The following is a 15,415-nucleotide window of genomic DNA, read 5'->3' on the forward strand; positions in this document are numbered from 1 at the left end:
TTATTTTTTCTCCGCTGCTTGCATCAGGCCGATGAAGCGGTCAAACAGGTAGGCGACGTCGGTCGGCCCAGGCGAGGCTTCCGGGTGACCCTGGAAGCAGAACGCGGGTTTGTCGGTACGCTCGAAACCCTGCAGCGAGCCATCGAACAGCGACACGTGCGTGACGCGGCAGTTGGCCGGCAAGGTCGCGGCATCCACAGCGAAGCCGTGGTTCTGCGACGTGATCAACACCTTCTTGGAATCAAGATCTTGCACCGGGTGATTGGCGCCGTGGTGGCCGAACTTCATCTTCATGGTTTTCGCGCCGGAGGCCAGCGCCATGATCTGGTGACCCAGACAGATGCCGAAGGTCGGGATGCCTTTTTCAATCAGCTCGCGCGAGGCTGCGATGGCGTAGTCGCACGGTTCCGGGTCGCCCGGGCCGTTGGCCAGGAAGATACCGTCCGGATTGAGCGCCAGTGCGTCGGCGGCGGTGGACTGCGCCGGCAGCACGGTGACCTTGCAACCGCGCTCGGCCAGCATGCGCAGGATGTTGCGCTTGACGCCGTAGTCGAAAGCGACCACGTGGTATTTGGGATTGGTCTGCTTGCCGAAGCCTTCGCCCAGCTTCCATTCGGTTTCGGTGAACTCGTACGGCGCCTTCACCGACACGACCTTGGCCAGGTCCATGCCGGCCAGGCCCGGGAACGAGCGCGCCAGTTCGAGCGCCTGCGCTGCCGACGGCTCGGCGCCCTGCGACGACGTGAGAATCGCGCCGGCCTGGGCGCCCTTCTCGCGCAGGATGCGGGTGAGCTTGCGAGTATCGATGCCAGCAATTGCCACGACGTTCTCGGCCTTCAGGTAGTCGCCAAGCGACTGCGTGGAGCGGAAGTTGGACGCCAACAGCGGCAGGTCGCGAATGATCAGGCCAGCGGCATGCACTTTCGAGGCTTCGACGTCGCTCGTGTTGACGCCGTAGTTGCCGATGTGCGGGTACGTCAGCGTGACGATCTGGCGCGAATAGCTCGGGTCAGTGAGGATTTCCTGATAACCGGTCATGGCGGTGTTGAACACCACTTCGCCGGTCGTGTGACCGACGGCGCCGATGGAATAACCTTTGAAGATGGTCCCGTCGGCAAGGGCCAGGATGGCTGGGACAGAGGGGCCGGAAAAGAATGGCGGCAAGGGCAACTCCCGTAAAAGTTGCCGTAGCTGCGCCACGTCAGACCGACATCCAGCTAACCCCGCTGCACTGCTTGCGCCGGGTGTTGGAGGTCATGTTGAATGATGGTTGGTGGGTATGCGCTACGGCGAAGTTTGAATTAGATAAACTTCCGAATTATAGCGCGTAGAACGACGTTCGGCAATGCGGCGTTGCAGCAAATACGGGCGCGAATCGTGCACAAATTGCGCGCCCGCCGCCTTGAATCGTGCTGATTCAGGCCGCGCCAAGGGCGGCGATACCCGCCTTGGCGATCTGCACATCCTCGTTCGATTTCACGCCCGAGACGCCGACGGCGCCGATCACGTGGCCATCGACAATCACCGGCACGCCGCCCTCGAGCATCCCTTCGAGCTTCGGCGCGCTCAGAAACGACATGCGCCCGCCATTGATCACGTCTTCATACACCTTCGACTCGCGGCGGCCGAGTGCGGCCGTATTGGCCTTGCTTGGTGCGATGTGCGACGAGATCGGCGGCGCGCCGTCGAGCCGCTGCTGCCACAGCAGGTGGCCGCCGTCGTCGACGATGGCGATCGACACGGCCCAGCCGTTGGCAAGGGCTTCGGCTTCGGCGGCGGCGCCGATCTGTTTCGCATTAAGCAGGGTCAGATAAGGTTTGGTGTTCATCGTGGGCTTTCTCAGGGAACTTGCTGTTTGAGTTTCAGTTTGGCCTTAATTTGCGGCATGACCGCGGCGGCGGCCTGTTCGCCCGCCAGGATGGCCAGGTTGCGGCCACCGAAGTCGCTCGATCCCATATTGCCCAGCGCGGGCGTGATGACGATGTCGGCATCCTTGAGTTCGAAGTGATTCAGGCGCTGACCCATGATCGAGAAGGTCTGCATCAGCACGTCGAGCGAGCTGGCCGTGGCTGCGCCCTCGGTCGCGCTCGAGATATTGACTGCGATAATAAAATCGGCGCCCATGTCGCGCACGTAGCGCACCGGCACCGGCGCGACCAGGCCACCATCGACATAGCTCTTGTTGCCGATGACGACCGGCTGGAACACGCTCGGCACGCTCGATGATGCGCGCACGGCCATGCCGGTATTGCCGCGGCTGAACAGGATCGGCTGGCCCGTTTTCAGGTCGGTGGCCACGGCGCCAAAGCGCAGCTTCAGCTTTTCAATGGGCACGTTGTTGACGGCCTTGTTCACATAGCCCTGCAACGCTTCACCCTTGAGCAGGCCGGTCGATTTGCTGAACAGCGGCAGCGCCCAGTCCGAGATGGTGGCTTCGTCCATCGTCATCGCCGTCTTTTGCAGGGCAAAGCCATTCACGCCCGACGCATACAGCGCGCCGACGACGGAACCGGCGCTGGTGCCGACGACGATTTCCGGGTAGATGCCCTGGGCTTCGAGCGCCTTGATGACGCCGATATGCGCGAACCCGCGCGCGGCGCCGCCGCCGAGGGCCAGGCCGATACGGATTTTCTTGGGAGGCAATGGCGCCGCCTTCGGGGCGGCGACGGGAACGACAGGGGCCGGCGTTGGGGTGCTGCCGCAGGCGGCCAGCAACAGTGCGGCGCAGGCCACGAGGGAAGTACGTCGAGAGAGCATAGATGGGCCGATAAGAACGAGGCACGATTGTACATCGGCTGGTTCTTGGCGGCATGCATGGGCTGGCACGACAGCAAGCAGTGACCCGATCCGATCGGAAGGGCCATAAATTTGTTTTGAAATGAGAATGATTCGCATTATAATTCCCGTCGCAATACTGCTCGTCTGATCCGATCAATAACCAGAAAGCGCTCGCCATGAACAAAATGCTGCTCTCCTCCCTCGTCGCCATGCTGGTGGCCGCGCCTGCCGCACAGGCCCACCACATCTGGTTCGAGCAGGACGGCAAGGCGGTCAAGCTGCAATTTGGCGAGTTCGCGCTGAACCAGCGCGAAACCACACCAGGCCTGCTCGACAAGTTCGGCGCCCCGGGCGCGATGCTGCTGGGTGCCAAGGGCGAGCGCGCGCTCAAGCTGGAAAAAACGGCCAAGGGCTATATCGTCAGCGGCGCCACGCCGGTCGCGGGTGACGCCATCGTCGCTCAGGACAATGCCTACCCGAGCTGGGAAACGGATGAGGCGGGCAAGAAGCTGAACCACATCTGGGTGCCTGCCGCGCGCATGGCCACCGGCTTTGCTGCGCAGCAGCCGAAACTCACGCTCGACCTCGTCCCGACCGGCAAAGCCGGCGAATTCAAGGTGTTCTACAAGGGCCAGCCACTGCCGAAAGCGAAGGTCAATGCAATCGTCCAGAGCGGCTGGGCGAAAGAAGCGGAGTCGGATGACAGCGGCATCGTCAGGTTCGACATGCCATGGAAAGGCATGTATGTGCTGGAAACCGAGCACACGGACAAGACGGCGGGCGAGCGCGCCGGCCTGCAATACGCAACGTCCAGCTACACCACGTCGCTGAGCGTCGTGCAGCCAAAGGGCATCGCGGCGGTAGCGGCCGGCCCGGCCATGGCGCCAAGCGCCGATCACTGATCCGGGCGAGCGTGTCTCCAGTGAACCAATCTGCCGTCTGACGAAAGGCCCGGGCTTCATGACCACGATCACCTGGCGCTACCGTGGCGGCGTCACCGCCCGCGCGGTGGCCGCCATCGGCGGCGGCTATGTGCTTGCAGCGCTCGCCGGCGCACTCATTGCGCTGGCACTGCCGCTGCCGCGCGCCGATGCCGTCACCATCGCCACGCTGCTGTCGTTCGTCATCTATCCCTGCGTCATCCTGTGGGTCTTCGCCACCGGCAGCGCGCTGCGCGCCTGCGTTGGCGTGGCGACGGCGGGTGCGCTGCTGGGCGCGATGCTTTGGCTGGTCGGAGGAACCGCATGAAGGACGGCTTGCGGCAATCGATGGCGTGGGTGCACACGTGGGCCGGTCTGCTCGTCTGCTGGCTGCTGCTGCTGGTGTTCATGGCCGGCACGGCGGCGTATTACCGGCACGAGATCACGTTCTGGATGACGCCCGAACTGCACGGGGCGGCCGCGGCGCCGTCGACGCTCACCCCGGCGCAGTCGGCGCAACTGGCCGTGCGCGTACTGCAGGAACGCGCGCCCGACGCGACGCGCTGGTCGATCGACCTGCCCGACGAACGCAATCCGCTGATCCAGGCCAGCTGGCAAAATCCGCCGAAGAAAGACATGTCGCGCGCAGAACGCCGCAATGCGCTGCGCGACCAGAACGTCACGCTCGATCCAGCGACGGGCCTGCCGACGGCGAGGCCGCGAGACACCCGTGGCGGCGATTTTTTGTATCGGATGCACTTCGATTTGCACTACATGCCGGCAATGTGGGGCCGCTGGATCGTCGGCATTGGCGCGATGTTCATGCTGGTGGCGATCATCAGCGGCGTGATCACGCACAAGCGCATCTTCAAGGACTTCTTCACGTTCCGGCCAAAGAAAGGCCAGCGTTCGTGGCTGGACGCGCACAACGCCACCGCCGTACTGGCGCTGCCGTTTCACCTGATGATCACCTACACGGGCATCGTGACGCTGATGTTCATCTACATGCCCGCGCCCACCAAGGCGCTGTACGGCGACGAGCAGAACACGATGTTCAGTGACGTCTTCGGCAACTTCGAGCGCGGCGAGCCGGCAACCATCGCCGCCCCGCTGGCCGACATCGCGCCGATGCTGCAGCAGGCAGAGCGTGCGTGGGGCATGACGCCGTCACGCGTGGCGATCAGCCATCCGAACGATGCGGCGGCGCGCGTGGAACTGTATCGCCCGTCGGGCCGGCAGTTGTCGAACCTCGAGCCGGCGATGACGTTCGATGGCGTGAGCGGCGCTCTGGTGTCGGCAACGCCGCCCTTGAGCACGCCGCTCGCCACGCGCGCCGCGATCTACGGCATGCACCTGGCGCACTTCGCCGATCCCCTGCTGCGCGCGCTGTTCTTCGTGTGCGGCCTGGCCGGCTGCGCGATGGTCGCCACCGGCGCGCTGCTATGGGGCGTGCGGGAGCGCCAGTCGTATGCCAAGATCGTGGCCAACGGCGGGCGCGTCGGCTACGGCGTGCGTCTGGTCGACGCACTGAACATCGGCGCCATTGCCGGCCTGCCGATCGCGTTCGCCGCCTACTTCTGGGCCAATCGCCTGCTGCCGGTGGAGATGGCGCAGCGCGCCAGCGCCGAAGCCAACTGGTTCTTCATCGCCTGGGGCGCCGCCGCCATCCTCGCGCAGATCCGGCCGACACGCGCGATGTGGCGTTTCCAGCTGATGGTGGGCGCGGCGCTGATGGCGGGCATCCCGATCCTTAATGCATTCACGACGGAGTCGCACCTTGGTGTGTCGCTGTTCGGCGGGCCGGGACTACTGCGGGTGGCGGCGTTCGACATCGTCGTTCTTCTGCTGGGCGCGTTGCTCGGCTGGGCCGCCTGGTGGCTGGGGCGCCAAGCGCAAAAGAAGGCAGCCACCAAACAACCGGCGGCTGGTGCCGGAACCACATCGACCATGGAGCCGGTATGAGCATGCTGTTCCTCAGCAGCGTTTCCCTCGCCTTCAGCGCATTCGCCGCGAAAGGCATCGTGATGGACCGCCACTACGCCGACTTGCACGGCCGCGGCAAGGCGCCGGCCCCAGCCCTGAGGATGCGCATGCGCGCACTGGCCTGGCTGGGCCTCGCACTATCCTTTGCCGCCTGCATTGCCGCCCGCGGCTGGCACGTCGGCCCGGTGCTGTGGTGCGGTGTGCTGTCGGTCGCTGCCTGGACCGTCGCCGCAATGCTGCAATATGCCCCCCGCAAAGTCGCCCAATGCGCATGGGTCGGCATCCCGGCAGCAGCACTGGCCACCGCCCTCCTCCTGCTGCCCTGATAACAATTAGGGTCAGAGTCGAATTGTTGGGCAATTTCCCATCCCCGCCTCGAAAATTTGCCTCCCCTCAATTCCCTCGCTTCAGCTTGCCCAAAAGACAATTAGGGTCAGAGTCGAATTGTTTGACAACTTTCATAGTCGCTCATTAATTCGACTCTGACCCTCATGTTTTTTTAGGCAAAATCGCCAAAAAAATTCACCCACTATATTGGACGGCGGCTTTGCTTGCTCGTGCCCATCGTTCCTATCAAAATCAATTGTTTCACACGTTGAAGTGCCGAAAAAATAATGAGGGTCAGAGTCGAATTATTGAGCAATTTCCCAGAATTGCCGTTAATCCGACTCTGACCCTTATTGTCCTAAACAAACATTTCCGTGCAATTTTTGATCCGCTAAAAGATCTTCCAAGCATGTCAAAAAGTTGTCAAACAATTCGACTCTGACCCCAATTGGAATGCAATTTCTTTTGGGGTTGGACGGTTATGCTGGCAGGGATGTGTTGGGGAGCGTCGCGGCGAAGGTGCTGCCTTTGCCTGGTTGCGACGTGATCGTCAGTTTGCCGCCGTGGCGCAGCAGCACGTGCTTGACGATGGCCAGGCCCAGGCCAGTGCCCTGCGTTTCGCGCGAGCGGCTCTTGTCGACGCGGTAGAAACGCTCGGTCAGACGCGGGATGTGTTCCGGGTCGATGCCGATGCCGCAGTCGGTCACGGCAAACGACAGCGCGTCGGGGCCGCGCGACCAGGCCAGGCGGATCGTCCCGCCGTTGGGCGAGTAGCGCACGGCGTTCGACGCCAGGTTGGCGAAGGCGCTGCGCAGCTCTTCCATGCTGCCCATCACGTCAGGGCCATCCACCGCCACCTCGATCGTGTGCCGGCCGCCCGACAGCGCGCGCGCCTCGGCGGCGATCGATTCGACCAGGTTCTTGATGTCCACCCGTTCGCGCTTGAGCGGGAATTCGTCCGATTCCAGCCGCGACAGGGTCAGCATGTCCTGGATCAGCCGCTGCATCCGCTGCGCCTGCTCGGTCATCAAGGTCAGGTGCGCCGTGCGCGTGGTCACGTCCAGGCCCGGATCGGCCATGGCGATTTCGAGGAAGCCCACGATCACCGTCAGCGGCGTGCGCAGTTCGTGCGACGCGTTGGCGATGAAGTCGCGCCGCATCGCTTCGATCCGCTCGGTGTCGGTCGCGTCGTGTGTGACCAGGATCTGGCGCCGGTTCTCGAACGGAATGATGCGGCATTCGATCTTGCGGCCCCTGAACGCCAGCGTCAGCGGCTGCTCGTAGCGGCCCAGGATGATGTAGTCGATGAAGTCGGGATGGCGCACCAGATTGGTCACGCGCAGTCCCTTGTCGCGCTCCATCGTCAAGCCCAGATGGCGCTCGAGCGCCGGGTTGCACCACTCCAGGAACAGCACGTCGTCCATGATCGCGACGCCTTCCGGCAGCAGGTGCATCGCCTGGCGGAAGCGGGCCAGCCACTCGGTGAGTTCGGCCTGGTGCTTCTTGTCGTCACGCCGCAGGTGGTACAGGCGCGCGAAGGCTTCGGTCCAGGCGCCCCACCCGTCGGGCAGGCGCGTCTCTTGCGGATGCTCGAGCCATTCGCCCAGCTTTTGCAGGTACGACAGCTGCACGATGATGGCCGTGACGGCCGCGGCCAGCGCCAGCGACAGCCCGGCGATCGGCCCGGACCACCACCAGACCAGGCCGGCGCAGGCAAACAACAGCCCCAGGCGCAACAGCGCCGGGACCCAGAACAGCAACTTGGGATTCATCGCGTCCTTCGACACAGACTATTTTTCGGACAGCATGTAGCCGACGCTGCGCACCGTGCGGATCAGGCCATCGGCCGATTTCAGCGCCTTGCGCAGTCGCAGCACGTGCACGTCGACCGTGCGCTCTTCGATCACCGCATGGTCGCCCCACACCTTGTCGAGCAACTGGGCGCGCGAAAACACGCGCTCACGGTGCGCCAACAGGTACTTGAGCAGCTTGTATTCGGCATTGCCGATATCGATCTGCTGGTTCTCGACCGTCACGGTGCAGCTGTTCGGATCGAGTGTCACGCTGCCGGCGCGCAGCGGCGCTTCGGCCAGGTGCGGGCTCTTGCGGCGTAGCAGCGCGCGCGACCGGGCCAGCAGCTCACGCGGCGAGAACGGCTTGGTGATGTAGTCGTCGGCACCGCTGTTCAAGCCCGCCAGCTTGTCTTCTTCCATGCTCTTGGCGGTCAGCATGATCACCGGCAGCTCCTGGAAGTCGCGGTCGGCGCGCAGGCGCGACAGCAGGCGCAGGCCACTCTGGTCGGGCAGCATCCAGTCCAGCAGCAACAGGTCGGGCTTGCCCCGGCTGATGCTGTCCCAGGCACCGGCCGCGGTATCGGCGGTGCGGATTTCCCAGCCCGCTTCGCGCAGCGAATAGGTCACCAGTTCGACGATCGCCGGCTCGTCCTCGACCACGAGGACGGAGGTGGTGTCGGCCATGCTCACAGTACGGGCGGCTCGCCGAGCGTCGGCTTGCTGTGGCGGATATCGCGCCCCTCGACCACGTAGATCACGTATTCTGCGATGTTCTTGGCATGGTCGCCGATGCGCTCGATGGCCTTGGCTACCCACAGCGTGTCGAGTGCCGATGAAATCGTGCGCGGGTCTTCCATCATGAACGTGACCATCGTGCGCAGGATGACACGAAATTCATGGTCGACCACTTCGTCGCCCGCGATGATCTGCAAGGCCTGCTTGCCGTCCAGGCGCGCGAACGCGTCGAGCGAATCGTGCAGCAGCTCGGACGTCGCCTTGGCGATCGTGCGGATCATGTCGAAATGGGCAAAGCCCGTCGCGCCCCGCTCGTGCAGGCTTTTCGCCGTGCGCGCAACCTTGGTCGCTTCGTCGCCGATGCGTTCGAGGTCGGTGATCACCTTGATGGTGGCCATCACGGTGCGCAGGTCGTTCGCGGTCGGCTGGCGTTTCACGATCAGGTGGCTGCAGGCGTCGTCCAGCGCGACTTCAAGCTGGTTGACAGCCTGGTCTTCGGCCATCACGCGCTCGGCGCGCGCGATGTCGCCGATGCGGAAGCACTCCAGTGCTTCTTCGAACTGGGTTTCCACCATGCCGCCCATCAGCAAGACCTGGGAACGGATCCCTTCGAGTTCCTGGTCGTACTGCTTGGATGAATGCTCGCCTGTCATACAAACTCTCCGTCAATATTCTTGTGAAGTCGTCCATGGGGACGACCGAAAAAGGTCAGCCTGCTCGATCAGCCGAAGCGGCCGGTAATATAGTCTTGCGTTTCCTTGCGCGCCGGATTCATGAAGATCTGGTCGGTCTCGCCGAATTCGACCAGCTCGCCCAGGTACATATAGGCGGTGTAGTCGGAGCAGCGCGCGGCCTGCTGCATATTGTGGGTCACGATGGTGATCGTGTAATCCTGCTTCAGTTCGCTGATCAGTTCCTCGATCTTGGCGGTCGAGATCGGGTCCAGCGCCGAGGTTGGCTCATCGAGCAGCAACACATCGGGCTTGACTGCCACGCCGCGCGCGATGCACAGGCGCTGCTGCTGGCCGCCCGACAGCGACAGGCCGCTCTTGGACAGCTTGTCCTTGGCTTCTTCCCACAGCGCCGCTTTTTTCAGGGCCCACTCGACGCGCTCGTCCATCTCGCCTTTCGACAGGTTTTCGTACAGGCGCACGCCGAACGCGATGTTGTCATAGATCGACATCGGGAACGGGGTCGGCTTCTGGAACACCATGCCGACCTTGGCGCGCAGCATGTTCACGTCCACGCCAGCATCGAGAATATTGCCGCCGCGGTACATGATCTTGCCTTCGGCGCGCTGGCCCGGGTACAGGTCGTACATCCGGTTGAGCGTGCGCAGCAGCGTCGACTTGCCGCAACCCGACGGGCCGATGAAGGCCGTCACTTGCTTGGCGTGGATGTCGAGGCTGACATTCTTCAGACTCTGCGTTTTACCGTAAAAGAAGTTCAGGCCTTCGATTTCGATCGTCTTGGCTTTGGCCGCAGCCGGGGTCGGAGTCGTATTGAGCATGGCTTGGTTCATCACTTTATCGTTTATCAGAGTGAATTAATTCGGGGTTTTTTGGCTGAACAGCGTACGCGACAGAATGTTCAGCAGCAACACGGTCGTGGTCACCAGCAATGCACCGGCCCAGGCCAGCGAGCGCCAGTCGTCATACGGGCTCATGGCGTAGGTGTAGATCACCACCGGCAGGTTCGCCAGCGGCGCATTCATGTCATGGCTGTAGAACTGGTTGTTCAGCGCGGTAAACAGCAAGGGCGCGGTTTCACCAGTGACGCGGGCCACGGCCAGCAGCACGCCGGTGACGACACCGGCCTTCACGGCGCGCAGGCGTACCGTCAGGGCCACTTTCCAGTGCGGCGCGCCCAGCGCGTAGGCCGCTTCGAGCAGACTGGCCGGCACCAGGCGCAGCATATTGTCGGTGGTACGCACGACGACCGGGACCGCGATCAGCGACAGCGCGATCGTGCCGGCGTAGCCCGAGAAGTGCTGGACCTTGGCCACATAGATGGCGTACACGAACAGGCCGATCACAATCGACGGGGCTGACAGCATGATGTCGGTCACGAAGCGCGTGACTTGCGCGAACTTGTTGTTCTCGCCGTATTCAGCCAGATAGATACCGGCCAGGATGCCAACCGGGGTGCTGATGAGCGTCGACAAGCCGACCATCATCACGCTGCCCAGGATGGCGTTGCGCAAGCCGCCACCGGGCGTGCCCGGGGCCGGCGTGTCGGCCGTAAACAGCGTGGCCGACAGACCGCCCAGGCCGTTGTACAGCAGCGTGAACAGAATCCAGGCCAGGAAGGCCAGGCCAATGCCCATCGCGCACACCGACATCGTGATGCCGATGCGGTGCGCCAGAAGGCGACGGCGATACACCGGGTTCTTGGTAGCAGTGTTCATCTTATTTCGTACCTTCGTTACGGGACATACCGAGCAGCATGATCTTGGCCGCCGACAGCACGATGAACGTGATGCCAAACAGGATCAGTGCCAGCGCAAACAGCGACGACGAATGCAGCGTGCTGGCCGCTTCGGCAAATTCGTTGGCCAGCGTCGACGAGATCGAATTGCCGGGCGAGAACAGCGAGGCCGACAGCGAGTGCGCATTGCCGATCACGAACGTCACGGCCATCGTTTCGCCCAGCGCGCGGCCCAGACCCAGCATGACGCCGCCCACCACACCGTTGCGGGTATAAGGCAGCACGACCTTGCGCACCACTTCCCAGCGCGTGCAACCCAGGCCATACGCCGATTCCTTCAGCACGGTCGGCACGATCTCGAACACGTCGCGCATCACCGAGGCGATGAACGGGATGATCATGATTGCCAGGATCAGGCCGGCGGTCATGATGCCGATGCCCATCGTCGGGCCCTGGAAGATGACACCGATCACCGGCAACTGGCCGATGGTTTCCTTCAGCAGCGGCTGCACGTGGTCGGCGAACATCGGCGCGAACACGAACAGGCCCCACATGCCGTAGATGATCGACGGCACGCCGGCGAGCAGCTCGACGGCAGTGCCCAGCGGGCGGCGCAGCCAGTTCGGGCAGATCTCGGTCAGGAACAGCGCGATGCCGAAGCTGATCGGGAAGGCAACGGCCAGCGCGATGATCGAGGTGGCCAGCGTGCCCCAGATGGCGATCATGGCGCCGAACTCGTCGTTCACCGGATCCCACTCGACGCGCGTGATGAAGCCCGGACCAAACTGCGAGAATGCCGGCGCAGCGCCGATCGCCAGCGAGATGATGATCCCGATCAGCACCGCCAGAACCGTTGCAGCGAACAGCAGCGTGATTTTGTGGAAGAAGAAGTCCTGGATGCGCTGGTTGCGCATCGTCGTGCGCAACGCGGCGTAACGGCGGGCGTCTTCGGCTGCTGCCTGATCAGGCAGGTCCTGCACGGACAAGGATGGGTGGGCGCTCATATTTGGGGAAGCTCGCTATAAGACTCGTTATCAATATCGTTTTGTCAATATCGCTGGCGTGCAGAAGGACCGGTCTGGCCGGTCCTTCCAGAGTGACAATGTGTGGATTACCAGAGCGCCTTGCCGGTGGTGTCTTTCAGATTGGCGCGCCAGGCATCCTGCACCAGCTTGATGACCGGCGCAGGCATTGGCACGTAATCGAGTTCAGCAGCCGATGCGGTACCGTTCTTGTACGACCAGTCAAAGAACTTCAGCACTTCCTTGCCCTTGGCGACATCCTGTGCCTTGTGCACCAGGATGTACGACGCGCCCGTGACTGGCCAGCTGTCCTTGCCCGGCTGGTCGGTCAGGATGACCGCAAAGCCCGGGGTGCCGGCCCAGTTCGCGCCGGCAGCGGCGGCCTTGAAGGCGTCGTCGCTTGGCTGCAGGAATACGCCATCCTTGTTCTGGAGCTGGGTGTGCGACATCTTGTTCTTCTTGGCGTAAGCCCACTCGACGTAGCCGATGCCGCCCTTGATGCGCTGCACGTTGGCGGCCACGCCTTCGTTGCCCTTGCCGCCCACGCCAACCGCCCACTTGACCGTGGTGCCGGCGCCGACTTTGGTCTTCCATTCAGGGCTCGACTTCGACAGGAAATCGGTCCACAGGAACGAGGTGCCCGAGCTGTCGGCGCGGCGCACGACGGTGATCTCGGCGTCAGGCAGCTTCACGCCCGGGTTCAGCGCGGCGATCTGCGGCGCATTCCACTTGACGATCTTGCCCATGTAGATGTCGGCGATGACGGCGCCGCTCAGTTTCATCTGGCCCGGGGCGATGCCGGCCAGGTTCACGATCGGCACGACGCCGCCCATGACAGCAGGGAACTGGAACAGACCAGCGGCGTCGAGTTCAGCAGCGGGCAGCGGCATGTCGGAGGCGCCAAAGTCGACGGTCTTGGCCTTGATCTGCTTGATGCCGGCGCCGGAACCGACCGACTGGTAATTGAGGCCATTGCCCGAAGCTGCCTTGTACAGCTCGGCCCACTTGGCGTAGATCGGATAAGGGAATGTCGCGCCTGCACCGGTGATGTTGGCGGCCTGGGCGGTTGCGGCGAATGCCGAAGCGGCAACGGCAATCGAAACGAAGAGATGCTTCATGCGCATATCTGATCCTCTGAAAATAGAACGACGGGACGATCCCGCTGACGATGAAGCGCAGTCTAGCGGGCGAATATGACAAGTTCATGACATATTCTGAAATGTGACATGAACATGACACGGTCGCAAGCATGGCATTGCAGAGGCCGGCGTGGCGCGCGGCTGGCGATTGACCGCCATGTTCCAGCAGCGCCATCCTTGTAAATACGGCGAGGCCTGCTAACCTGACTGTGTTGTTCTTACATGGAGGGGATGCCCAACGGCGTTGATGACCAAATGCTGGACATGATGGTGATGGGGATTCTGGGCGGGCTGGCTGCATTGGTCGCGTTTGAAATCTACCAGGAAGTACGTGGCAGTTCCAGGCAACTCAAAGACCGCTATCACGAATAGCGACAAGCCCGCTCAGCGGGTCAGACGGCAAGCGGTGAGGCCTCAGGGCGCTCGCCGCTTGTCGTATGGCGCATAGATGCCAGCGCGTTGATGTCAGCGCGTCGGTGTGAGCGATCCGCTGTCAGCGCAGGAAGCGCGCCAGCGCGGTCACCCCTGCCAGATCAAGGTTCTGGAACCTGAACCCCACTTTGTATTCGCCGCCACTGAAGATGCAGTGCAACGCCTGGGCGTGGGTGTCGATGGTCGTGAATTGACCGTCGATCATCAGGTCGAAACGGAGTTGGCTGGCGAGCCCGACCGGCACCGGATCGGGCGTATTGACACTGATGCCATTGGCGTTGACATCGACGCTCTTGCCGGTAAATGGTCGCTGGCCGTCAATGGCCAGCAAGACTTTGGTGCGCAATACTTTGCGCGGGGACTGCCTCTGCTCTTGTAACACGTGTTTCCCATGATGCCTGAAAAGAGACACTATTATAGGAACATCCACGGGATCCGGCACGGCATTGTTGGGCCGTGCCGGTTGGCCACGCGGTTAGTCGAGTTCGCGCAGTTTGTTAAACGCTTCCTCGATGCGTTCGACGGCGATGATTGTCATGCCTTCAATTTTCTGCTTCGGCGCATTCGCTTTCGGGATCACCGCGATGGAAAAGCCCAGCTTGGCCGCTTCGCGCAGGCGCTCCTGACCACGCGGCGCCGGCCGGATTTCACCGGCCAGGCCCACTTCGCCGAACACCACCAGCCCGCGCGGCAAGGGTTTGCTGCGCATCGATGAATTGATCGCCAGGAGCACGGCCAGGTCGGCCGCCGGTTCGGTGATCTTCACGCCGCCAACCGCGTTGATGAACACGTCCTGGTCGAACGCGGCGATACCGGCATGCCGGTGCAGCACCGCCAGCAACATCGCCAGGCGGTTCTGCTCGAGGCCGACCGACAGGCGGCGGGCATTGGGCAGGTGGCTCGTGTCGACCAGCGCCTGGATCTCGACCAGCAGCGGGCGCGTGCCCTCCTGCGTGACCATGACGCACGAGCCCGGCACGGGCGTGTCGTGCTGCGACAGGAACAGCGCGGACGGATTCGATACGCCTTTCAGGCCCTTTTCGGTCATCGCGAACACGCCCAGTTCGTTGACGGCGCCGAAACGGTTCTTGATCGCCCGCACCAGGCGGAAGCTCGACTGCGTATCGCCCTCGAAATACAGCACCGTGTCGACGATGTGTTCGAGCACGCGCGGGCCGGCCAGCGCGCCCTCTTTCGTCACGTGGCCGACGAGGATGATCGTCACGCCGGTCTGCTTGGCCACGCGCGTCAGTTGCGCCGCGCATTCGCGCACCTGGGCCACCGAACCGGGGGCCGACGTCAGGGCATCGGAATACACGGTCTGGATCGAATCGATTACCGCGACGTCGGGTTTCAGGTCGGCGATCGTGCCGAGGATTTTTTCGAGCTGGATCTCGGCCTGCAATTTCAGGTCTTGCGCGTCGACTGCGAGACGGCGTGCGCGCAATGCGATCTGCGCGCCGGATTCTTCACCGCTGACATACAGCGTGGAGCGCGTTTTCGAGAGGCTGGCCAGCGCCTGCAGCAGCAGCGTGGACTTGCCGATGCCCGGGTCGCCGCCAATGAGCACGACGCCGCCGGCCACCAGGCCACCGCCCAGCACGCGATCAAATTCTTCGATGCCGGTGCCAAAGCGCGGCACGTCGATCGCCTCGATATCGGCCAGCGACAGCACCGGTGCGGTCTGCGCCAGGGCGCGGTGCGGGGTTTGCGACATGCGGTTCACGCCGGGCGCCTCGATGACGGTTTCGACCATCGTGTTCCAGGCCTTGCAGTCGGCGCACTGACCCATCCAGCGGGTGGCGATTGCGCCGCATTCGGAGCAGGTGTAATTGGTTTTTGCTTTTGCCATGTTCTCT

At 63.0% G+C, this 15,415-nt stretch carries 17 protein-coding genes; 5 read left to right on the plus strand and 12 right to left on the minus strand.

Annotated elements, in window-relative coordinates; all coding sequences use genetic code 11:
- The 3 genes from carA to RCH14_RS19135 all read right to left on the minus strand — a co-directional run bounded on the left by carA (position 1) and on the right by RCH14_RS19135 (position 2,757).
- Complete coding sequence (gene carA, locus RCH14_RS19125; protein ID WP_343027691.1) at positions 1-1,164, minus strand: glutamine-hydrolyzing carbamoyl-phosphate synthase small subunit; 1,164 nt, start codon at positions 1,162-1,164, stop codon at positions 1-3.
- Between the two features lie 253 nt (positions 1,165-1,417).
- Positions 1,418-1,828 (minus strand): heme-binding protein, encoded by a 411-nt coding sequence (locus RCH14_RS19130; RefSeq protein ID WP_343027692.1) that lies wholly within the window; start codon positions 1,826-1,828, stop codon positions 1,418-1,420.
- Between the two features lie 11 nt (positions 1,829-1,839).
- Positions 1,840-2,757 carry a patatin-like phospholipase family protein gene (locus tag RCH14_RS19135; RefSeq protein WP_343027693.1) on the minus strand — a complete coding sequence of 306 codons (918 nt, stop codon included), beginning with the start codon at positions 2,755-2,757 and terminating at the stop codon, positions 1,840-1,842.
- A gap of 197 nt (positions 2,758-2,954) precedes the next feature.
- On the opposite strand from RCH14_RS19135, the gene RCH14_RS19140 reads away from it, so the two are divergent.
- The 4 genes from RCH14_RS19140 to RCH14_RS19155 are packed head-to-tail and all read left to right on the plus strand — an operon-like array spanning position 2,955 to position 6,007.
- Complete coding sequence (locus RCH14_RS19140) at positions 2,955-3,680, plus strand: DUF4198 domain-containing protein (RefSeq protein ID WP_343027694.1); 726 nt, start codon at positions 2,955-2,957, stop codon at positions 3,678-3,680.
- Positions 3,681-3,738: 58 nt separating this feature from the next.
- On the plus strand, positions 3,739-4,026 hold the full coding sequence (locus tag RCH14_RS19145; RefSeq protein WP_343027695.1) for a DUF3649 domain-containing protein: 288 nt from the start codon (positions 3,739-3,741) through the stop codon (positions 4,024-4,026).
- Positions 4,023-5,660, plus strand: a complete 1,638-nt coding sequence (locus tag RCH14_RS19150) for a PepSY-associated TM helix domain-containing protein (protein ID WP_343027696.1) — start codon at positions 4,023-4,025, stop codon at positions 5,658-5,660. The genes RCH14_RS19145 and RCH14_RS19150 overlap by 4 nt, the downstream gene beginning before the upstream one ends.
- Positions 5,657-6,007, plus strand: coding sequence for a DUF3325 domain-containing protein (locus RCH14_RS19155; protein WP_343027697.1), 351 nt, complete (start codon positions 5,657-5,659; stop codon positions 6,005-6,007). Before RCH14_RS19150 ends, RCH14_RS19155 begins: the two co-directional genes overlap by 4 nt.
- A gap of 480 nt (positions 6,008-6,487) precedes the next feature.
- On the opposite strand, the gene phoR is transcribed toward RCH14_RS19155, so the two are convergent.
- The 7 genes from phoR to pstS form a co-directional block, all read right to left on the minus strand.
- The gene (phoR, locus tag RCH14_RS19160; protein ID WP_343027698.1) at positions 6,488-7,780 is read right to left on the minus strand and encodes a phosphate regulon sensor histidine kinase PhoR; all 1,293 of its coding nucleotides are present in this window, start codon (positions 7,778-7,780) and stop codon (positions 6,488-6,490) included.
- Between the two features lie 18 nt (positions 7,781-7,798).
- Entirely contained in the window at positions 7,799-8,485 is a 687-nt protein-coding gene (locus tag RCH14_RS19165; RefSeq protein WP_183551095.1) for a response regulator, read from the minus strand.
- 2 nt (positions 8,486-8,487) lie between these two features.
- The gene (gene phoU, locus RCH14_RS19170) at positions 8,488-9,189 is read right to left on the minus strand and encodes a phosphate signaling complex protein PhoU (protein ID WP_183551093.1); all 702 of its coding nucleotides are present in this window, start codon (positions 9,187-9,189) and stop codon (positions 8,488-8,490) included.
- Between the two features lie 68 nt (positions 9,190-9,257).
- The gene (gene pstB / locus RCH14_RS19175) at positions 9,258-10,046 is read right to left on the minus strand and encodes a phosphate ABC transporter ATP-binding protein PstB (protein WP_343027699.1); all 789 of its coding nucleotides are present in this window, start codon (positions 10,044-10,046) and stop codon (positions 9,258-9,260) included.
- 36 nt (positions 10,047-10,082) lie between these two features.
- A complete protein-coding gene (gene pstA / locus RCH14_RS19180; RefSeq protein WP_343027700.1) occupies positions 10,083-10,943 on the minus strand; it encodes a phosphate ABC transporter permease PstA in 861 nt (286 codons plus the stop codon).
- Position 10,944: 1 nt separating this feature from the next.
- A complete protein-coding gene (gene pstC, locus RCH14_RS19185) occupies positions 10,945-11,967 on the minus strand; it encodes a phosphate ABC transporter permease subunit PstC (protein ID WP_343027701.1) in 1,023 nt (340 codons plus the stop codon).
- A gap of 107 nt (positions 11,968-12,074) precedes the next feature.
- Positions 12,075-13,109 carry a phosphate ABC transporter substrate-binding protein PstS gene (gene pstS / locus RCH14_RS19190; RefSeq protein WP_343027702.1) on the minus strand — a complete coding sequence of 345 codons (1,035 nt, stop codon included), beginning with the start codon at positions 13,107-13,109 and terminating at the stop codon, positions 12,075-12,077.
- Positions 13,110-13,355: 246 nt separating this feature from the next.
- Between pstS and RCH14_RS19195 the strand changes: the two genes are divergently transcribed.
- Complete coding sequence (locus tag RCH14_RS19195; protein WP_343027703.1) at positions 13,356-13,496, plus strand: hypothetical protein; 141 nt, start codon at positions 13,356-13,358, stop codon at positions 13,494-13,496.
- A gap of 121 nt (positions 13,497-13,617) precedes the next feature.
- On the opposite strand, the gene RCH14_RS19200 is transcribed toward RCH14_RS19195, so the two are convergent.
- Together RCH14_RS19200 and radA are read right to left on the minus strand one after the other, a co-directional pair.
- On the minus strand, positions 13,618-13,986 hold the full coding sequence (locus tag RCH14_RS19200; RefSeq protein WP_407070096.1) for a PilZ domain-containing protein: 369 nt from the start codon (positions 13,984-13,986) through the stop codon (positions 13,618-13,620).
- A gap of 45 nt (positions 13,987-14,031) precedes the next feature.
- Positions 14,032-15,408: a DNA repair protein RadA gene (gene radA, locus RCH14_RS19205; protein WP_343027705.1), complete on the minus strand. Its 1,377-nt coding sequence runs from the start codon at positions 15,406-15,408 to the stop codon at positions 14,032-14,034.
- Between the last annotated feature and the right edge of the window lie 7 nt (positions 15,409-15,415).

The organism is Massilia sp. MP_M2, from assembly GCF_039123635.1.
In the GTDB taxonomy this organism is placed as follows: Bacteria; Pseudomonadota; Gammaproteobacteria; order Burkholderiales; family Burkholderiaceae_D; genus Telluria.